This window comes from Halorubrum salinum (assembly GCF_024494575.1).
Classification (GTDB): Archaea; Halobacteriota; Halobacteria; order Halobacteriales; family Haloferacaceae; genus Halorubrum; species Halorubrum salinum.
This window is the reverse complement of sequence record NZ_JANHDO010000003.1, coordinates 361,742-380,260: the sequence shown is the minus strand read 5'-3', so window position 1 is coordinate 380,260 and position 18,519 is coordinate 361,742. Positions and strand designations below refer to the sequence as shown.

18 protein-coding genes are annotated in these 18,519 nt (G+C 68.4%); 9 read left to right on the top strand and 9 right to left on the bottom strand.

Annotated features, from left to right (window positions below; genetic code table 11):
* From NO930_RS10615 to NO930_RS10605, 3 genes are all read right to left on the bottom strand, one after another.
* Entirely contained in the window at positions 1-498 is a 498-nt protein-coding gene (locus NO930_RS10615) for a DUF371 domain-containing protein (RefSeq protein WP_256403439.1), read from the bottom strand.
* Positions 499-605: 107 nt separating this feature from the next.
* On the bottom strand, positions 606-1,436 hold the full coding sequence (locus tag NO930_RS10610) for an amidohydrolase family protein (RefSeq protein WP_256403438.1): 831 nt from the start codon (positions 1,434-1,436) through the stop codon (positions 606-608).
* Positions 1,437-1,528: 92 nt separating this feature from the next.
* Positions 1,529-2,716, bottom strand: coding sequence for a redox-regulated ATPase YchF (locus NO930_RS10605; protein WP_256403437.1), 1,188 nt, complete (start codon positions 2,714-2,716; stop codon positions 1,529-1,531).
* Positions 2,717-2,865: 149 nt separating this feature from the next.
* Between NO930_RS10605 and NO930_RS10600 the strand changes: the two genes are divergently transcribed.
* The 6 genes from NO930_RS10600 to NO930_RS10575 all read left to right on the top strand — a co-directional run bounded on the left by NO930_RS10600 (position 2,866) and on the right by NO930_RS10575 (position 8,802).
* Positions 2,866-4,341 (top strand): D-aminoacyl-tRNA deacylase, encoded by a 1,476-nt coding sequence (locus NO930_RS10600; protein WP_256403436.1) that lies wholly within the window; start codon positions 2,866-2,868, stop codon positions 4,339-4,341.
* Between the two features lie 142 nt (positions 4,342-4,483).
* Complete coding sequence (gene ftsZ / locus NO930_RS10595) at positions 4,484-5,641, top strand: cell division protein FtsZ (RefSeq protein WP_256403435.1); 1,158 nt, start codon at positions 4,484-4,486, stop codon at positions 5,639-5,641.
* A gap of 77 nt (positions 5,642-5,718) precedes the next feature.
* Complete coding sequence (locus NO930_RS10590; protein ID WP_006628863.1) at positions 5,719-5,895, top strand: protein translocase SEC61 complex subunit gamma; 177 nt, start codon at positions 5,719-5,721, stop codon at positions 5,893-5,895.
* Positions 5,895-6,347: a transcription elongation factor Spt5 gene (locus NO930_RS10585; RefSeq protein ID WP_008004357.1), complete on the top strand. Its 453-nt coding sequence runs from the start codon at positions 5,895-5,897 to the stop codon at positions 6,345-6,347. The genes NO930_RS10590 and NO930_RS10585 overlap by 1 nt, the downstream gene beginning before the upstream one ends.
* A 115-nt stretch (positions 6,348-6,462) precedes the next feature.
* Positions 6,463-7,425 carry an archaeosortase A gene (gene artA / locus NO930_RS10580; RefSeq protein ID WP_137783925.1) on the top strand — a complete coding sequence of 321 codons (963 nt, stop codon included), beginning with the start codon at positions 6,463-6,465 and terminating at the stop codon, positions 7,423-7,425.
* Between the two features lie 129 nt (positions 7,426-7,554).
* Complete coding sequence (locus NO930_RS10575) at positions 7,555-8,802, top strand: MgtC/SapB family protein (protein WP_256403434.1); 1,248 nt, start codon at positions 7,555-7,557, stop codon at positions 8,800-8,802.
* Between the two features lie 25 nt (positions 8,803-8,827).
* On the opposite strand, the gene NO930_RS10570 is transcribed toward NO930_RS10575, so the two are convergent.
* The 3 genes from NO930_RS10570 to dph5 all read right to left on the bottom strand — a co-directional run bounded on the left by NO930_RS10570 (position 8,828) and on the right by dph5 (position 10,516).
* Positions 8,828-9,202 (bottom strand): CBS domain-containing protein, encoded by a 375-nt coding sequence (locus NO930_RS10570; RefSeq protein ID WP_137784262.1) that lies wholly within the window; start codon positions 9,200-9,202, stop codon positions 8,828-8,830.
* 68 nt (positions 9,203-9,270) lie between these two features.
* Entirely contained in the window at positions 9,271-9,654 is a 384-nt protein-coding gene (locus tag NO930_RS10565; RefSeq protein ID WP_137784263.1) for a CBS domain-containing protein, read from the bottom strand.
* A 64-nt stretch (positions 9,655-9,718) separates the two neighbouring features.
* Entirely contained in the window at positions 9,719-10,516 is a 798-nt protein-coding gene (dph5, locus tag NO930_RS10560; protein WP_256403432.1) for a diphthine synthase, read from the bottom strand.
* A 163-nt stretch (positions 10,517-10,679) separates the two neighbouring features.
* Here dph5 and NO930_RS10555 point away from each other — a divergent pair, with 163 nt between their 5' ends.
* From NO930_RS10555 to lrpA1, 3 genes are all read left to right on the top strand, one after another.
* Positions 10,680-12,575, top strand: a complete 1,896-nt coding sequence (locus NO930_RS10555; RefSeq protein WP_256403431.1) for a 2-oxoacid:acceptor oxidoreductase subunit alpha — start codon at positions 10,680-10,682, stop codon at positions 12,573-12,575.
* Between the two features lie 2 nt (positions 12,576-12,577).
* Positions 12,578-13,516 (top strand): thiamine pyrophosphate-dependent enzyme, encoded by a 939-nt coding sequence (locus NO930_RS10550; RefSeq protein WP_137783604.1) that lies wholly within the window; start codon positions 12,578-12,580, stop codon positions 13,514-13,516.
* Between the two features lie 105 nt (positions 13,517-13,621).
* The gene (lrpA1, locus tag NO930_RS10545) at positions 13,622-14,050 is read left to right on the top strand and encodes an HTH-type transcriptional regulator LrpA1 (protein ID WP_256403430.1); all 429 of its coding nucleotides are present in this window, start codon (positions 13,622-13,624) and stop codon (positions 14,048-14,050) included.
* A 19-nt stretch (positions 14,051-14,069) separates the two neighbouring features.
* Here lrpA1 and NO930_RS10540 read toward each other — a convergent pair whose 3' ends face one another.
* From NO930_RS10540 to ileS, 3 genes are all read right to left on the bottom strand, one after another.
* The gene (locus NO930_RS10540; RefSeq protein ID WP_137783606.1) at positions 14,070-14,564 is read right to left on the bottom strand and encodes a hypothetical protein; all 495 of its coding nucleotides are present in this window, start codon (positions 14,562-14,564) and stop codon (positions 14,070-14,072) included.
* 63 nt (positions 14,565-14,627) lie between these two features.
* A complete protein-coding gene (locus tag NO930_RS10535) occupies positions 14,628-15,098 on the bottom strand; it encodes a GNAT family N-acetyltransferase (RefSeq protein WP_137783607.1) in 471 nt (156 codons plus the stop codon).
* Positions 15,099-15,264: 166 nt separating this feature from the next.
* Complete coding sequence (ileS, locus tag NO930_RS10530) at positions 15,265-18,414, bottom strand: isoleucine--tRNA ligase (RefSeq protein ID WP_256403429.1); 3,150 nt, start codon at positions 18,412-18,414, stop codon at positions 15,265-15,267.
* Between the last annotated feature and the right edge of the window lie 105 nt (positions 18,415-18,519).

Here is an 18,519-nt window from a genome sequence, read left to right as displayed (position 1 = left end):
CTACGCTCCGGGATCGACCGTCAACCGCAGCGCCGCGGGCGCGCCGGCCGCGAGCGCGTCGACGAGGTCGCGGGCGAGGTCGCCGGCCGCCGCGTTCCCGTCGACGAGGACCGTCCGCTCGTCGTCGGTGTACGCGCTCGTCCGAGCGACCATGGAGCGGTCATCGAGGAGCGTCAGGTCGGGGTCGCCCCGGCCGACGATCGCCCCCGCGTGGGCCGGGTCGTCGAGCGCAACCGTTTCGTCGTCGGGCGATCCCACCGCGATCTCCGCGGTGATCGTCGCCTCGGCGTCCCGACACGCCTCGCGGAACTCGGCGGAGAAGTCCCGCGGGGTACGGTCGGCCGCGACGCCGACGATGCAGTCGCCCGCGGGCGTGAGCCAGTCGTCGGTGGTGAACTCGACGGTGCTCGCGTGCTCGGCGGTGACGTTCTCGTGGCCGGTCGCGCGGACGACCTCGACGAGGGGGTCGTCGGGGCCGTCGGCGTCTGCGTCGCTCATGGTCGCGAGTGGGCGACGCGCCGGCAAGTGGCTACCGCTTGGCGTCGGCGGTGCGGTCGGTAGGAGTCGTCGGCAGCGCGTCAGTCGGCAGCGCGGCACAGTCAGGGTCAGACGTCGGCCCCCTCGGCGAGCGCGGGCACCAGCCGAACCGGGTTCTTCGCGAACACCCGGCGCATCAGGTCCTCGGAGACGTCGAGCGTGAGCACCTCCATCACGCCCACGTTCGGATGGGCGTCCGGCGCGCCGGAGCCGAACAGCACGCGGTCCGGGTGTTCCAAGATACCGCGTTCGAGCACCTCGCGGTAGCGCACGGCGGTCGTGTCGACGTACAGCCGGTCGTGGTCGTCGAGCAGGTCGAGCGTCTCGTTCATCAGGTCGGCGTCGAGCGGATGGCCGCCGAAGCCCCCGAGCACCACCGGGAAGTCGTACCCGAGCAGTTCCGTCTCGACCGCCGACGGCGGGAACCGCTTGCCCGCGTGGACGATGAGCGGGAGGTCCGCGTCCGCCAGCCGCGTCAACACGTCTTCGTTGGGGAGCCCGTCGACGTGCGGCGCGAGCGTGAACCCGTGAAAGCGGTCGTCGTAGGAGTACTGCTCGACGTCGTCCGGTCGCGTGTGGTGGTCCTCGCGCTCCGCGCGGAGGTTCCGAACCACGGACATCGGTCCGGTTCCGGCGTCGCGCGGACCGTTGAGGCGGGCGAACGCGACGAAGGGGCGATCGATGGAGAGCCGCGCGACGGCGTTGTTCGCGCGGAGGTAGCTCCGTCCCGCCGCGCGCTGTCCGGGGCTCGCGACGGCGCGGACGATCCCGGCCTGCAGCATCTCCCGTTCCAGCCGCTCGGGGGAGATGTCACGGCCGTGGGTCGCGACCGACGACTCGTCGGGATCGAGCGTCGCCCGCGTGTCGACGATCCGGAAGTCGTGTTCGAGCCCCAGCATGGCCGGTGTCTACCGGTCCCTCTCTCCCGAATCGGATGTGTCTATCGGTCGCACGGCGGGGAGCGTCCGACGCCAGCGGCTCCCGGAACCGGTCACGGCCCCGCCGTCGAGACTATCTTGATCACGTCGCCCTCCGACAGCTCGTGACTCTCTCCGATCCGGCGCGAGGAGCGCGCGTCGACCGCGTGGAGGTACCCCTCGCCGATGTCGGTGTGAACGGCGTACGCCAGATCGGGCGGCGTCGACCCCGCGGGCAAGAGGTGGGCGTCGGGGAGGACGTTCCCGGTGCCGTCGGTCCACTTCCCGGCGTCCTGGACCGGATACACCGTGATCCGATCGAGGCGGTCGTAGACGGCCGCGTTCAGCGCCGCCTGCACGCCCGTTCCCCCGTGGCTCGCCATCGCGTCGGCGATAGCGTCGAGGCCAGCCCGCTGACTCTCGGAGACGTCGCCGACGACCTCGAACGACTCGTCGCCCGGGTCGTAGTCGACGACGCCGGCCTCGGCGGCGCGGCGGAGGGCGCGCTCGCCGTCCGCGGTCGCGGGGACCACGGGCTTGTCGGTCCCCTCGCGGATGCGGTCGACCGCGCCCTCGGGCGCGGCGTCGACCTTGTTGGCGACGACGACGATCGGCTTGGTCCGGCGGCGGACCGCCCGCGCCAGCGCCTCGCGGTCGTCGTCGGTCCACGCCTTCGGGTCGGCGGGGTACTCCAGCCCGCGGAGCACCGCCGCCACGTCGTGCTCGCTCGCGCCGAACCCCGTGAGCATGTCCGTGAGCGCCGCCTCGATGTCGAACTCCGGCGACCGCGACTTGCGCTCGACGCCCTCCCAGTTGCGGTCGACGATCCCCGTGAGCCACAGGTCCATCTCCTCCTCGATGAAGTCCACGTCGTCGAGCGGGTCGCGGCTCCCCGGTTCGACCGGCTCGCCCTCGGCGTTCGTCGCCCCGGACGCGTCGACGACGTTCACCACCACGTCCGCGTTCGTCAGCTCGTCTAAGAACTGGTTGCCGAGCCCCTTCCCCTCGTGTGCGCCCGGGACGAGCCCGGCCACGTCGAGGAGTTCGACCGGGACGTACCGCTTGCCGGCACGGCAGCGCTCGTTGCCGCAGCGCTCGTCGCGGTCGAGACAGGGGCACTCGGTCCGGACGTGGGTCACCCCGCGGTTGGCGTCGATCGTCGTGAACGGGTAGTTCGCGACGTCGACGTCGGCCATCGTCGCGGCGGTGTAAAAGGTTGACTTGCCGGCGTTCGGCTTTCCCGCCAGCGCGACCGTGATCATACGCGAGGGTCGCGGGCCCGCGAAAAGCGCCTTTCGGTCGTCGTTCGCCGGCGGCCGCTCGTCCGCCCGCGACCGGAAACGGCCCGACAGCCGTTCGAGCCCGCCCGCGAACCGACGGCTATTCGGGCGACGCTCCCGGAGCGACGGGCGTGATAGCGATCGTCGTGAGTCGGGCAGACAGCGCCTCGGTACACATCGGAGAGCAGCTGCTCGCGGTCGGCGACTGGGAGCCGCACGAGGACGAGACGCGCCCCGACGCGGCGGGAGGCGGTACCTACTACCGGACCGACGGGTTCGAGCTCCGCGAGTTCGACGACCTCCACGTCGATCTGGACGATCCGACGGACGCGTTCGGTACGGACGGCGAGACGCCGGCGGTCCTCGTGTTCGTCTCCAGGCACTCGGGCGAGAGCGGCGAGCTGCTGACCGCACACGTCACCGGGAACTTCGGCCCAGCGCCGTACGGCGGCGCGTCCGAGACGCTCTCGCGGGCCGCGCCCGGCACTGAAAAGCGCGCGGTCGCGGCGCTGGCGTCGCACGCGCCCGCGGGGTACGACGTGGGGATCGAGTGCACGCACCACGGACCGACAGACGTGGGCGTCCCGTCGCTGTTCGTCGAACTCGGCTCGGACGAGCCGCAGTGGAGCGACCCGGACGCGGCCCGCGCCGTCGCGCGGGCGGTCCTCGATCTGCGGGGCACGGGGCCGGACCTGCTCGTCGCCGGCGACGACGGAGGGGAGCCGACCCCGCGCCACGTGGTCGGATTCGGCGGCGGCCACTACGCGCCGCGGTTCACCCGGATCGTCCGCGAGACGGCGTGGGCGGTCGGTCACGTGGGCGCGGACTGGGCGCTCGGGGAGATGGGCGCGCCCGACGCGAACCGAGACGTACTACGGCAGGCGTTCGAGCGGAGTCGAGCCGACCTCGCCGTGGTCGAGGGAGACAGACCGGCCCTCGAAGCGGTGATCGACGACCTCGGGTACCGCGTCGTGAGCGAGACGTGGGTGCGGGCGGTCGGCGACAGACCGCTCGGGCTCGTGGAGCGACTGGAGGCCGACCTCTCGGCGGTCGACGACGGGCTCCGGTTCGGCGAGGTCGCGCCCGCGTCGACGGACTCCGACGGGCTCCGGCGACGCGACCTGCCCGACGCCCTGCTCTCTCGGGCGCAGGGCATCGACTCGACTGCGGCCCGCGCGGCGGTCGAATCGGCGACGGTCGCCTTCGAGACCGAGCAGGCCGGGACGCGAGCCGCCGGGCGAGCGGCGTTCGCGACGGCCTCCGAAACGCCGGACTACGCCGACCTCGTCACCGAACTCGCGGGCGTCTTGGAACGACGGTACGACGCGGTCGACGTCGAGTACGGTGACTCCGGTGCCGGACCGACGGCTGGCTCCGGTACCGAACCGGCCGCTGACGCTGATACCGAACCGGCCACTGGCACCGGAGAACCGACGGCGGTCGTCGCCCGCGAGACCGCCTTCGATCCGGGACTCGCCGCCGAGGAAGGCGTACCCGAGGGGCCGGCGTTCGGGCGACTCGCCGACGGCGAGCCGGTGGACGTCGGCGACGGGACGGTCGAGCCGGCGGACGTGTCGCGGACGCAGGTGGATCGGTTCCCGGTCTGAACCGCGGAAGACGACGACCGTCACGGCTGATCGGCCTCCCGGCGCATGTCGGGTACGGAGCCTCCGATCGACGGAATACGTCCGACTATCGTCAGACGATCGGGCAAAAATAAATACGTCCGGGTCGCAACCACACCACATAATGGACTCCATCGTAGAGGACGCCATCGACGAAGCCGAGGAATCCCCGGGCGACGACGCCGGGGAGGCCGGCGCGGACGCCGGCACCGGCGACGGAACCGCCAGTGCGCCGCCACAGACCGGAACGATGACCGACGACGAACTGCAGGACGTTCTCCAAGACCTCCAGACGAACATCACGGTGGTCGGCTGCGGCGGGGCGGGCGGCAACACCGTCAACCGGATGACGGAGGAGGGGATCCACGGCGCGAAGCTCGTGGCCGCCAACACGGACGTGCAACACCTCGTCAACATCGAGGCGGACACGAAGATCCTGATGGGACAACAGAAGACGCAGGGGCGCGGTGCCGGCTCGCTCCCGCAGGTCGGCGAGGAGGCGGCGATCGAGTCCCAAGAGGAGATCCAGGACGCCATCGACGGCTCCGACATGGTGTTCGTCACCGCCGGGCTCGGCGGCGGCACGGGCACCGGCTCCGCCCCGGTCGTCGCGAAGGCCGCCCGCGAGTCGGGCGCGCTCACCATCGCCATCGTCACGACCCCGTTCACCGCCGAGGGCGAGGTGCGCCGGACGAACGCCGAGGCCGGCTTAGAGCGGCTCCGCGACGTGAGCGACACGGTCATCGTCGTCCCCAACGACCGCCTGCTCGACGCGGTCGGCAAGCTCCCCGTCCGACAGGCGTTCAAGGTGTCCGACGAGGTCCTCATGCGCTCCGTGAAGGGTATCACGGAGCTCATCACGATGCCCGGGCTCGTCAACCTCGACTTCGCCGACGTCCGCACCGTGATGGAGAAGGGCGGCGTCGCGATGATCGGCCTCGGCGAGTCCGACTCCGACTCGAAGGCGCAGGACTCGGTGAAATCGGCGCTCCGCTCGCCGCTTCTCGACGTCGACATCTCCGGCGCGAACTCCGCGCTGGTGAACGTCACCGGCGGGCAAGACATGTCGATCGAGGAGGCCGAAGGAGTCGTCGAGGAGATCTACGACCGGATCGACCCCGACGCGCGGATCATCTGGGGCACCTCCGTCGACGACGATCTGGAGGGGGAGATGCGGACGATGATCGTCGTCACCGGCGTGGAGTCGCCGCAGATCTACGGCCGCAACGGCGAGGCCCCGGAGGGCGCGTCCGAGGTCGAAGACATCGACTACGTGGAGTGATCGAGGCAGGACGGTCCGACCTGCGACCGGCCAGCATCAAAAGGTAAAAACCGTCGCGTCTCGAAGCCGGTCGTAACATGGACGTTCCGTACGACCTCAACAGCTACATTCGGGTGCTGAAGCTGGCGAGCACGCCGAGCACCGACGAGTTCCTCCAGGTGTCGAAGATCGCCGGCGCGGGCATCCTCCTCATCGGCTTCATCGGGTTCCTGATGTTCGCGATCATGAGCCTCCTGCCGGGGGTCGGCGCGTAATGCCGATCTTCTCGGTCAAAACCACCGCGAGCCAGGAGCGGACCGTCGCCGACATGCTCGCCGAAAAGGAGATGCCGGAGATTCAGGCGGTCATCGCCCCCGACCAGCTCACGAGCTACGTGATGGTCGAGGCGACGGACGGGAGCGTGTTCGCGCGTATCCTCGACGAGATCCCGCACGCCCGCGGCGTGATTCAGGGCTCCGAGGGACCCGCGGAGAGCCCCTTTTCGGAGGTCGAACACTTCCTCTCGCCGACCCCCGACGTGGAGGGGATAGCGGAGGGCGACATCGTCGAGCTGATCGCCGGTCCGTTCAAAGGCGAGAAGGCCCGCGTTCAGCGGATAGACGAGGGGAAAGACCAGGTGACCGTCGAGCTGTACGAGGCGACCGTCCCGATTCCGGTCACCGTGCGCGGGGACCAGATCCGCGTGCTCGACTCGGACGAACGCTGATCGGATCGGCGGCGACCCGACGCCGCCGAACTCCCGTTCTCGTCCCGCGTCCGGATACCCGACGCATCGTCGGCAACGACAAGGGCTTTATTCGGCGACGACCGACAGGTCGGATATGTTCGGTTCCGGCGTGCCGGCGGTTTTGAGCCTTATCCCGGACACGTTCACGTTCGCGTGGATCGTCGCGATCTTGTTCGCCACGGCGTGGCTTCTGGACAGCCGCGGGCTGGCGGCCGGACGCGCGCTCGCGGCCGGGACGTGGGCGCTGTTCGGGCTGTTCTGGCTGTCGACGGTGCCGTACTTCGCGTTCGAACACCAGAGCTACGTCGAGTCGATCCTCGCGCTCGTGGGCTTTCCCGCGAGCGTGTACGCCGGCTACCTGCTGTACAGCGGTCGCGCGTCGCTTTTCACCCTCACGCGAGCGATCGCGATCATGCTGTTCATCTACCTCCCGTTCGAGACGATCCCGGCGTTCACCGTCGCGGGCGTTGCGGTTCCGGAGCCGCGACGGGTGCTGATCGAGATCGTCGCGGCGCAAACCGGGGCGCTCATCGACCTGCTCGGCTACGCGCCCGAGGCGGTGACGAGCAGCGAGGGGTACGACGCGGCGTACTCGTGGACGCTTGAGGACGGCCACACCGTCGTCATCCACATCGTGCTGGCGTGTACGGGACTCGGGAGCATGGCGATCTTCGGCGGGCTCGTCGCCGCGGTGCAGGCTCCGCTGTCGCGGAAGTTCCGCGCGCTCGCGGTGTCGCTCCCGCTCATCTACGTCCTCAACATCCTCCGGACCACGTTCATCTCCGTCGTCGCCGGCAACCAGTACATGCACTGGTACCCCGATCTCGTGTTGACGATGTTCGGCGCGACCGACCCGTACCGCGTCTCCTTTCTGATCTCAGACCGGATCATGAGCCAACTCCTCGCGGTCGTCGCGCTCGTCGGGATCACGTTCCTCGTGGTGCGACAGATGCCCGAACTCGTCGTCATCCTCGAAGACGTGCTGTACCTCCTCACGGGCGAGGAGCACGACCTCACCGAGTCGCTCGACCTTCCGCGAGAGCCGACGAACCGGTGACCGGAGCGGCCGTCGCCGGGTAACGCGTTGCATGGCAAACTATAGGCGTCGCTGTCGAGTGGTTCGGCGTATGCGAGGTACAGCTTCGACGGCGAACGGGCGCGGGTTCGCGACCCGGCGGTGGTGGAGATGGTAGACGCGGTCGACCCGCTCGTGTACCTCCAGACGAACGTCGCCAAGCTGGCGTTGGCGACGGCGCTCGGGATGTTCCTCGGACTGGAGCGGGAGTGGTCCCACAAGTCGGCCGGGATACGGACGTTCGCGCTGATCAGCCTCTCGGCCGCGGTGTTCTCTCTCGTCGACAGCGACGGGCTCCTGATCGTCGGGGGGATCCTCATCGTCGTCATCGCGGTGCTGCTCGCGGTCCGCAGCTTCGTTGAATCCGACGTCGAGGGGCTCTCGCTCACGACGTCCGTCTCGATGCTCGTCACCTACGGAGTGGGCGCGCTGGTCGCGAACGAGTTCTTCATCGAGGCGGTGACGGTGGCCGTGCTCTCCTCGCTGCTCCTGGTGTTGAAACGCGAGCTTCACCAGTTCGCGTGGGGACTCTCCAGAGAGGAGGTGCGAAGCGCCGTCGAGTTCACCATCCTCGCGTTCGTCGTCTTCCCGCTGCTTCCGACGGAGACCGTCGACCCGTGGGGGGCGATCCAGCCGCGGCTCGTCTGGTCGCTCGTCGTCGCGGTCAGCGGTATCGGCTTCGTGAACTACGTGCTCGTGAAGCGGTACCAGAGCAGGGGGTACGCGGTCACCGGCTTCTTCGGCGGGCTCGTGAACTCCACCGCGGTCGTCGCCGAGATGGCCAAGCGAGCGCGGGGGCGCGAAGACCTCCGACGCGTCGCCGTCGGGTCGATCCTGCTCGCGAACGCGGCGATGGCGCTTCGAAACGCCGCGGTCGTCGCCGTCTTCGTACCGGACGCCGCCCTCGTCGTCGGCGTGCCTCTCGGCGCGATCACGGTCGTCGGGGTGGCCGTCGCGGTGTGGCGAAGCGACTGGGAGACGCCGATAGAGACGGACCTCACCTCGCCGTTCAGCCTCCGGAACGCGCTGACGTTCGGCGCGCTGTTCCTCGCGGTCCTGTTCGTCTCTGCGGGCGCGGAGCGCGCCTTCGGCGCGGGCGGATTCGTCGCCACGTCGTTCCTCTCCGGTCTCGTCTCTTCGGGGACCTCGACGGCGACGGCGGTGTCGCTTCTCGGAACCGGACAGATCGGCGTCGAAACCGCGGTCGCGGGCGTGATCGCCGGAACGGTAGCGAGCATCCTCGTGAAGACCGCCTTCGCCGCGAGCGTCTCGCGAGAACTCGTTCGACCGGTGTTCGTCTGGAACCTCGTGTTGATCGCCGCGGGCGTCGTCGCGGGCGTTCCGCTGTTGGTCCTGTGACCGGTACGAACGGCTCGTCAGACCGTCACGAGAGGTGCTCGGCCACGTCCGTCGAGGAGACCATCCCGACGTAGTCGTCGTCGACGACCGGGAGGTGTTTGACGCCGTACATGGTCATCATCGCCGCGACTTCCTCCATCATCAGATCGGGAGTCACGGTCTCGACGTTCTCCGTCATCACGTCTCGAACCGTCGTCGATTCGACGTCGCGCGCCTCGGCGACCGCGCCGACGATATCGCTCTGGGTGACGATACAGCCGCCGCCCGTCGTGACGACGAGCGCGCTGATCCCGTCGTCGTGCATCCGTCTCGCCGCGTCTCGCAGCGGTTCGTCCGCGCCGATCGTCTCCAGTGGTGTCGACATGACGTCGCTGACGCGGGTCCGATCGTTCAGATCCATGCAGTGGTGTGTGCTATCACGTTAAATTACTCTTCCGGAACACCCACCGGGGTCGGGGTGCCCCGTCGCTACTGCGCCTTCGAGAGAAACGCCGTGAGGTCGGTCGAAGAGACCATCCCGATCAGCTCGTCGTCCCCGGTGGTCACCGGTAGGTGGGTGTACCCGTGCGCCGTCGGCTCGGCCAGCTCTTCGACGGTGTCGTCCGGCCCGACCGTGACGACGTCGTGCGTCATGAACGCGTCGACGGGCGTCTCGTCTTCCGGGTCGTTCTCGTGGACCAGCGAGACGAAATCGGTGGCGGTGATGAGTCCCGTGAGCCGACCCCCGTCGACGACCAACACGGAGTTTACGCCGGTTTCGAGCATCAGCGCCGCGGCGTCGGCCGCGGTCGCGTCCGGTCCGATCGTGACGAGGTCCGTCGACATGATCGCTTCGACTGCTGGTGAGTCCATGAGACATGGTACCGTGCTACGTCGATATCAAACGTGGGGTCGCGACGCGACGGGCTGTGGCGACTCACCGTTCGACGAGGTCGTCCGGTGCGCCCGCCAGCCCGGCGAGCGCGTCGGCTTCGACGTGATGGAGGTCGCCGGGGATCACGAGCAGGTGGAGCGGGTCGCCGAAGTCGCGGTCTGCGAGCGCCGAAAGCCGATCGGCGGTGACGACGGCGTCGGGGGAGCCGGCGCGGGCGACGACCACCGCCAGCACGTCTTCCCATCCCTCGGCGAGCAGCTCGGCGGCGACGTCCGCGGTCATGTACTCCTCGTGGTCGGGATCCGGCCCCGTCGGACCGGTCCCGACCTTGATATCGAGGTAGACGACCGTGTGGAGCCCGCGCTCGCGGTTCGCCTCGATCGTTTCGATCACGCTCTGTGGCACGTCGTCGCCGCCGTGTGCGTACGGAAACGGGAGGGTCGTCGCCTTCCCGAACCGGTAGTTCTGGAGGCCGGTGAGACTCGACGCGGCCGACTGCGCCGTCACGCCGTGGATCACGCGCGTGTCGATCCCGCGCTCCGCGGCGCGGAGCCGGAGGTCCGTGTGGGTCGTCGAGATCATCGTATCGCCCGCCGTCAGGAACGCGGCGTCGCCGTCCGCGGCCGCGTCGAGGATCGCCTCCGGGTCCTGTTCGACGCCCTCGCGCGGACGGACCTCGATGTCGACGTCGTGGTACGCCTGCAGGTCGGCCACGTCCGCGCCGACGAGCTTGCTGGTGTAGAACTCGGCGAAGACGCGGTCGGCCGCCCGGATCGCCTCGCGCCCCTCGACGGTGACCGACCGCTCGTCGTAGAGGCCGAGCCCGATGAAGGTGAGCATGCCACTGGTCGGAGCGGAGACCGTTAAAGTGACCCGGAACCGCGTCGCCGACGGAGAGCGGTCCGGTATTCTTCACGATCGTCTCTTGTGATTCCATAGCAAGCACTAAGAGGTAACCGACACAACCCCAAGCTACGAGGCCTACACGGGCTCACATACCACTATGACTGACGATGAACTCATCTGGCGAATATCGGGGGGATCCGGTGACGGGATCGCTTCGACGAGCCAGAACTTCGCGAAGGCCCTGATGCGCTCGGGGCTGAACGTCTTCACGCATCGCCATTACCCGTCGCGGATTCGCGGCGGCCACACGTACACCGAGGTCCGCGCGTCCGCGGACCCGGTACAGTCCCGCGGCGACGGGTACAACTTCCTCTTGGCGCTCGGCGACTCGTTCGCCCGTAACCCGCAGGAGGAAGCCGTCTACGGGAACGAAGAGGTCAAGCCGCTCTCGGAGAACCTCGACGAGCTTCGCGAGGGCGGGGTCATCGTGTACGACGAGGGCCTGCTCGACGCCTCCGAGATCCCGAACTTCGAGGAGCGCGCCGAGGAGAACAACTGGCACGTCTACCCGCTCGACCTCCGCGGGCTCGCCCGCGACATGGGCCGGGAAGTCATGCGCAACACCGCCGGAGTCGGCGCGACCCTCGCGTTGATCGGGATGGACCCCGAGCACGTCGAGGACCTCATGCGCGACGCGATGCCGGAGAAGATCCTCGACCCGAACCTCGAGATCCTCGAGACCGCGTACAACCAGGTCCAAGAGGAGTACGACGTCGACGCGCCCGACGTAGCCGTACCGACCGGCGAGCACGACGAGACGCAGCTTCTCATGTCCGGGTCGGACGCGATCTCCTACGGTGCCATCGACGAGGGCTGCCGGTTCATCGCCGGCTACCCGATGACGCCGTGGACCGAGGTGTTCACCATCATGACGAAACACCTGCCGAAGCTCGGCGGGATCTCGGAGCAGGTCGAAGACGAGATCGCGGCGGCCGCGCTCGCGGTCGGTGCGTCGCACGCCGGCGTCAAGGCCATGTCCGGCTCCTCCGGGGGCGGCTTCGCGCTGATGTCCGAGCCGCTCGGGCTCGCCGAGATGACGGAGACGCCCGTCGTCTTGGTCGAGGCCATGCGCGCCGGTCCCTCGACCGGCATGCCGACGAAGCCGGAGCAGTCCGACCTCGAACACGTCCTGTACACCTCACAGGGCGACTCCCAGCGCGTCGTCTTGGCGCCGGGAACCGTCGAGGAGGCCTACGAGCAGTCGCGGCTCGCCTTCCGGCTGGCCTACGAGTACCAGATCCCGTCGATCCTGCTGTACGACCAGAAGCTCGGCGGCGAACTCGTCAACGTTCCCAAGAGCCACTTCGATCGCGAACCCAACCCGACGCTCGGCAAGACGCTGACCGAAGACGCGCTCGCGGAGCAGCCCCACTCGGCCGACGGGAAGTTCCACCGGTTCCAACACGACGTCGACGACGGCGTCTCACCGCGCTCGCTGCCGGGCCAGAAGGGCGGTCGCTTCCTCGCGACCGGCAACGAACACGACCCGACCGGCCACATCGCCGAGTCCCCCGACAACCGCGTCGCGCAGATCGACCGGCGGACACAGAAGCTGGAGGCGATCCGCGCCGACCTCGACGCCGAGGACACCGGCTCGTACGCCGGTCCCGAGGACGCCCAGTACGGGATCCTCACCTTCGGGAGCCAGCAGGGCACGGTCGAGGAGGCCGTGGGTCGGCTCAACGACGCCGGAGTCTCGGTGAAGTCGTACGGCGTCTCCGACATGCTCCCGTTCCCGACCGAGCAGGTCGAGGCGTTCGTCGAGAGCGTCGACGAGGTGCTCGTCGTCGAGATGACCGCTTCGGGACAGTTCCGCGGGCTCATCCAGAAGAACCTCGGCCGCTACGGCGAGAGGCTGTCGAGCCTGCTGAAGTACAACGGGAACCCGTTCGAGCCGGCGGAGATCGTCGACGGGTTCGAGGCCGCCATCATCGAGGGCGACGGCGACGCGTCCGGCCACCAGACCACCTTCGTCCCAGCCGCAGGTGACTAACAATGAGCACGTTTTCAGCAATCGGAGAGGAGCGAGAGATCGACCGCGACGAGTACACACCGGGCGTCGAGCCCCAGCCCACGTGGTGTCCGGGCTGCGGTGACTTCAGCGTCCTGAAGGCGCTGAAACAGGCGCTCCCGGAAGTCGGGCGCACGCCCGAGGAGACCCTGCTCTGTACCGGGATCGGCTGTTCCGGCAAGCTGAACAGCTACCTCGACACGTACGGGTTCCACACGATCCACGGGCGCTCGCTGCCCGTGGCCCGCGCCGCGAAGCTGGCGAACCCCGACCTCGAAGTCATCGCCGCCGGCGGCGACGGCGACGGGTACGGGATCGGTGGGAACCACTTCATCCACACGGCCCGGGAGAACCACGACATGACGTACATCGTGTTCAACAACGAGATCTTCGGGCTCACGAAGGGGCAGACGTCCCCGACCAGCCCGAAGGGCCACAAGTCGAAGACCCAGCCGTCCGGCAGCGCCAAGGAGCCGATCAAGCCGCTCTCGATGTCGCTCAACGCGGGCGCATCCTACGTCGCCCGCACGGCCGCGGTCAATCCGAACCAGGCCAAAGAGATCCTCATCGAGGCGATCGAACACGACGGGTTCGCCCACGTCGACTTCCTCACTCAGTGCCCGACTTGGAACAAGGACGCGCGTCAGTACGTCCCGTACATCGACGTCAACGAGTCCGACGACTACGACTTCGACAAGACGGACCGCGTCGAGGCCCAAGAGATGATGCGGACGACTGAGGAGTCGCTCTACGAGGGCGAGGTCCTCACCGGCCGCTTCTACGTGGACGAAGACCGCCCGTCGTACGGCGAAGAGAAGCGCGCGATCGGCGAGATGCCAGAGGAGCCGCTCGCAGAGCGGTACTGGGACGACGACTACGAGTGGGAGCGGTCTCACGACTCGTTCCTCGACAAGCACGCGTAACGCCCCGACCGCCAGAGCGGGCCGCCGATCCGGCGCGGTTCGGTGTCCGTTCGTCTCGTTTTTCGATTCGGAAGGTATTTTTTCTACGGAGACAAACCCACGGGTATGAGTACGGTATCGACGGAAGAACGGATCCTGTCGGTGTTAGAGGAGGACGCGCAGGCGTCCTGCGCCGAGATCGCAGAACGCGCCGAGGTCTCCAAGCCGACCGTGCGGAAGTACATCGATCGTTTAGAAGAGAAGGGGGTTATCGTGGGGTACTCGGCAGAGATCGACCCGAAGAAGCTCTCTTCGCAGTCGATCGCCATGGTTGGGATGGACGTCGACTCCGGCAAGTACGTCGGGGCGACCCGCGAGCTGAAAGAGCTCGACGAGGTGCAGGCGCTTTACACCTCTTCTGGCGACCACATGCTGATGGCCGAAGTCCGCGCCGGCGACGGCGACGAACTGGGTGACGTGATCTCGGATAAGCTGCTCGCGATCGACGGTGTCACCGCTGCACACCCCTCGTTCTTACAGGAACGGCTGAAGTGACGACGCTGGCAGAACAGATCTACCGATACGCGAGCGCCACGAGGCCGCCGACCATTCCGCCGACAAAGAGTGTCACGGCCGCTATCACGGTCTCGCTGGCCCCCAGTAGGACCCCCACGAGCGGGAAGCAGAGCAGGACTCCGGTCGCCATCGCCGCACCGCCGAGCCGGCGCGCCCGCTCGCGGCTCACGTCCGGGGTCGTCAGGAGTTCACGCCGGTCGCGGTAGCGGACGAGCCAGCCGAGACCGAGCGTCCCGACGGCGCTGACTCCGAGCGCCCCGCCGGCGACGATCCGGTCGGGGACGTCGGCGACGATCGCGGCGGCGAGCGCGAGCAGAAACGCGCCGGTTCCCGCGAGGACGGCCGCGTTCGCCCGTGCGCCCCGATCGTCCGTGTCGGCGACTCCGTAGAGCCGGCGCAGTCGGCTTCCGGACGGCAGGCTCGCGAGAGCGACGATACAGAGCGCGACACCGAGCGCGACGAGGAGGGCGGGGGCGACGTCGGCGGAACTCATCGGTGGACGGGTGTCGTTGGGAACGCTATCGTCTTCACTTCACCCCGTCGCGCGTGCGGTGCGTCACTGGAGCGCGTCCACGTCGGTGGCGACGATGGTCTCGTCGCCCGCGGGACCGCGTCGCGTCTCCCGCGGCTCGAAGCCGTACGACGCGAAGAACTCCTGTGCGCCCGGGCTGTCGGTCGGGACGCTCGCACGGAGGGTGTCGACGCCGCGGTCGATCACCGAGGACGCGACCCGAGAGAGCAGGTCGTCCGCAACGCCTTCGCCGGCGTGGGTCGGGTGGACCCAGAGGGCGAGCAGCTCGGCCTCCGTCCCCTCCGTGTCGGGGTGTGCGATGGCGACGCCGACGGGGCCGTCGTCGTCTTCCATCAGGAACGACCACTCCGCCTCCGCGGCCGCCTCGCGGACGCCGGCGGCGGACACGTCGAGAAGCGGGGATCCGATATCGTCGAAGACGGTCGCCTCTCGGGCTCGCGAGACGGCCGTCCGTAGCGCCTCCGCGTCGTCGGGCCGGGCCGCCCGAACATGCATACGTGACCATGGGGAAAGCGATCACCTATAGGTTTCGGGATGTCACTGTACCCCACACAGATACTCGACGAACAGCCGATCGGCTGGCCGCTCACTCACAGAGACGCGGCGTTCGATCGATTTCGACCCCGACGGCCACGCGGTTCGTGCGTCGACCAGCGTCCGCTTACGACACCGGTTCGATCCCGATCGTGACCGTGACCCCTTCGACCTCCCACTCCTCCGTGAGTCCCTCCTCTCCCGCCGCCTCGCTCGGGTCGTCGAGCCACGCGTCGGCTCGGACTTCGCCGGCGATCAGGTCGGCGTGGTCGTCGACGAACCCGGCGACGCGGTCATCGTCGACGGCCACGCCGACGCGGATCCGCGCTTCGACGTCCAGATCGAGGTCCTTTCGCATCTCCTGAATCCGACGGATCACGTCGCGGGCGTACCCCTCGGACTCGATCGCCGGCGTCAGCGACGTGTCGACGTACACGGCCCCGCCGTCGAACTCGACGCCGGTGACGTTCTCCGGCGGCTCGGCGACGTACTCGACCATCGCGTCGTCGAGGTCGACGGGATCGTCGTCGACCGTGACGTCGCCGGCCTCGACGGCCTCGCGAGTCGCCCCCTGCACCGCTTCCATCACTTCCTGGGCGTCGCCGCCGAAGGCGGGACCGATCTCGCTCATCTGCGGCTCCGCGGTCTCGACCAGTTCGTCGAACGCGTCGGTGACGCGAACCTCGCGGGCGTTGACGCGGTCGGCGATGAGGTCTGCGAGCCGCTCGACGGCGGCGGCGACCTCCTCGTCGTCGGTCTCGACGACTACGCGCGGCACGGGCCACCGGAGCTTGCGACCGGCCTGCTGGCGGGCGTTGGCGGCGGCCTCTTCGACGTCGCGGAGGACCGCCACGTCGCGTTCGAGGTCGGGGTCGCGCAGGTCGTCGTCGGGCTCCGGATACGCGAGCTGGTGGACCGTGGTCGCCCCGCCGTCGAGCGTCTGGTACATCCGCTCCGTGAGGTAGGGAGCGATCGGCGCGAGCAGTCGGATCACCTCGTCGAGGACCGTCGCGAGGGTCGCGTACGCCCCGCGCTTCGAGGCGGAGTCGGCCTCCTCCCACATCCGGTCGCGGACGGCCTTCACGTAGAATCGAGAGACGTCCTGCGTGACGAACTCGATCACGGCGTTGACGGCGTCGCTGACGCGGTAGTCGTCCCACGCCTCGGTGACCTCCGTCTCGACCGACTGAAGCCGAGAGAGCACCCACCGGTCGACGAGTTCGAGGTCGCCGTCCGACAGGTCCGGCTCGGCCGGGTCGTACCCGTCGAGATCCATGTATTCGAGCGGGAACCGGAACACGTTCCAGAGGATGTTGAGTTTCCCCTGGATCTCGCCGAGCCCGTCCCACTCGAACGCGAGGTCGACCCCCTGTTGGTCGTGACTGAGCAGGTAGGTCCGCAGCGGGTCGCGACCGGCGCGCGCTATCGCCTCCTCGGGCGTGACGATGTTGCCGACGGACTTGGACATCTTCCGGCCGTCTTCGTCGTTGGCGAACCCGTGCATTATCACCTCCTCGTAGGGGACCTCGCCGACCGCGGCGGTCCCCATCCCGAGCTGGGACCAGAACCAGCCGCGGGTCTGGTCGTGCGCCTCGATGATCAGGTCCGCGGGCCACAGCTCGTCGTGAGCGGCCTCGTCGCTCGGGTAGCCGAGCGTGCCCCACGTGGCGACAGAGGAGTCCAGCCACACGTCGAAGACGTCCTCGACGCGGCGGTACGTCGTACCGTCCTCGACGATCGTGAGGTCGTCGACCGAGGGACGGTGGAGGTCGATCGCGTCGGGGTCGACGTCTTCTTCCACCCGCTCTGACAGCTCCTCGCGGGTGCCGACCACGATCATGTCCTCGTCGAGGTGGTCCGGGTCCGCGTCCTCGGGCACCCAGATCGGGATCGGAATTCCCCAGTACCGCTGGCGGGAGACGTTCCAGTCGGGGGCGTCCTCGATGAAGTCGCGGAAGCGGTTGTCTCGGGCCCACTGAGGGTGCCACTCCGACGCCTCCATGTTGTCGAGGAGGTCGTCTTTCACGTCCGTGATGGAGATGAACCACTGGTCGGTGACGAGCTGGATGATCCCGGTGTCACACCGCCAGCAGTGGCCGTAGCTGTGCTCGACGGTCCCGTGCGCGAGCATGTGACCGTCGGCGACGAGGTCGTCGATGATGTCGCCGTTGGCGTCGCGGACGAACTCCCCGGCGTACTCGCCTGCGGCCTCGGAGAACTCTCCGTTCGGCCCGACGGGACAGTAGACGTCGAGTCCGAGCTCCGTGCCGCGATGGAAGTCCTCCTCCCCGTGGCCGGGCGCGGAGTGGACGAGTCCGGTCCGGTCGGCCTCGACGTAGTCTGCGGCGTACACCTGCCCCGCGCCCTCGAAGTCGGGGTACTCGGCGACGTGGTCGGCGAGCGGATGGTCGTACGCCCAGCCGACGAGGTCGCTCCCCGAGAGCTCCGCCTCGATCTCGTAGTCCTCGTAGCGCCCCTCACCGAGCACGTCTTCGACGCACTCTTCGGCGACGTAGAGCAGCTCCTCCTCGCCGTTCTTCTCCGCGCGAACCGCGTTGTACGCGAGGTCTTCGTCGACCGCGACGAAGGTGTTCGCCGGGATGGTCCACGGCGTCGTCGTCCAGATGACGAGGCTCCCCTCGCGGTCGGCCAGGGGGAACTTCACGTAGATGGAGGGGTCCTCGACGTCCTCGTACTCGACCTCGTTGTTCGCGAGGCCGGTCTCACACCGCGGGCACTGCGAGATGGAGCGTTTCCCCTGCTCGACGAGTCCCTTGTCTGCGACCTCCGAGAACGCCCACCACGCGGCTTCCATGTACTCGGGCGAGACCGTCTCGTACGGGTCCTCCCAGTCCATCCACACGCCGATCGACTTGAAGTCCTCGTCCATCGCCGCGCGGTTCTCTAAGGCGAACTCCTTACACCGCTCGATGAACGGTTCCATCCCGTACTCCTCGATGTCGCGTTTGTTCTCGAAGCCGAGCTCCTCCTCGACTTTCACCTCGATCGGGAGCCCGTGCATGTCGTAGCCCGGTCGGTCGGTGACGCGATGGCCGGTCATCCGCTTGTGGCGGATGACGGCGTCTTTCAGCGTCTTGTTCCACGCCGTCCCGAGGTGCATCTGACCGGAGGTGTACGGCGGTCCGTCGACGAAGAAGAACGGCGGGTCGTCGGCGTGCGCCTCCTTGGCCGCCTCGTAGGCGTCGGCGTCGTCCCAGTACTCGTCGACCGCCGACTCGACGTCGGCGGGCGTGTACTGGTCGTCGATATCGTCCATACGGATCGGTCTTGGCGCGGATATTTGAATACGGCGGAGTCACGCACCGGCGTGGTGTCGCGTATCACGGGTCGTGTATCGCGACCACGTGGCTCCGGAAGGGCC

Bases quoted from the DNA above. Each gene is read 5' to 3' on its own strand.
- NO930_RS10615 (WP_256403439.1), bottom strand. From the start codon at position 498: ATGAGCGACGCAGACGCCGACGGCCCCGACGACCCCCTCGTCGAGGTC.
- NO930_RS10610 (WP_256403438.1), bottom strand. From the start codon at position 1,436: ATGCTGGGGCTCGAACACGACTTCCGGATCGTCGACACGCGGGCGACG.
- NO930_RS10605 (WP_256403437.1), bottom strand. From the start codon at position 2,716: ATGATCACGGTCGCGCTGGCGGGAAAGCCGAACGCCGGCAAGTCAACC.
- ftsZ (WP_256403435.1), top strand. From the start codon at position 4,484: ATGGACTCCATCGTAGAGGACGCCATCGACGAAGCCGAGGAATCCCCG.
- NO930_RS10590 (WP_006628863.1), top strand. From the start codon at position 5,719: ATGGACGTTCCGTACGACCTCAACAGCTACATTCGGGTGCTGAAGCTG.
- NO930_RS10585 (WP_008004357.1), top strand. From the start codon at position 5,895: ATGCCGATCTTCTCGGTCAAAACCACCGCGAGCCAGGAGCGGACCGTC.
- artA (WP_137783925.1), top strand. From the start codon at position 6,463: ATGTTCGGTTCCGGCGTGCCGGCGGTTTTGAGCCTTATCCCGGACACG.
- NO930_RS10575 (WP_256403434.1), top strand. From the start codon at position 7,555: ATGGTAGACGCGGTCGACCCGCTCGTGTACCTCCAGACGAACGTCGCC.
- NO930_RS10570 (WP_137784262.1), bottom strand. From the start codon at position 9,202: ATGGATCTGAACGATCGGACCCGCGTCAGCGACGTCATGTCGACACCA.
- NO930_RS10565 (WP_137784263.1), bottom strand. From the start codon at position 9,654: ATGGACTCACCAGCAGTCGAAGCGATCATGTCGACGGACCTCGTCACG.
- dph5 (WP_256403432.1), bottom strand. From the start codon at position 10,516: ATGCTCACCTTCATCGGGCTCGGCCTCTACGACGAGCGGTCGGTCACC.
- NO930_RS10555 (WP_256403431.1), top strand. From the start codon at position 10,680: ATGACTGACGATGAACTCATCTGGCGAATATCGGGGGGATCCGGTGAC.
- NO930_RS10550 (WP_137783604.1), top strand. From the start codon at position 12,578: ATGAGCACGTTTTCAGCAATCGGAGAGGAGCGAGAGATCGACCGCGAC.
- lrpA1 (WP_256403430.1), top strand. From the start codon at position 13,622: ATGAGTACGGTATCGACGGAAGAACGGATCCTGTCGGTGTTAGAGGAG.
- NO930_RS10540 (WP_137783606.1), bottom strand. From the start codon at position 14,564: ATGAGTTCCGCCGACGTCGCCCCCGCCCTCCTCGTCGCGCTCGGTGTC.
- NO930_RS10535 (WP_137783607.1), bottom strand. From the start codon at position 15,098: ATGCATGTTCGGGCGGCCCGGCCCGACGACGCGGAGGCGCTACGGACG.
- ileS (WP_256403429.1), bottom strand. From the start codon at position 18,414: ATGGACGATATCGACGACCAGTACACGCCCGCCGACGTCGAGTCGGCG.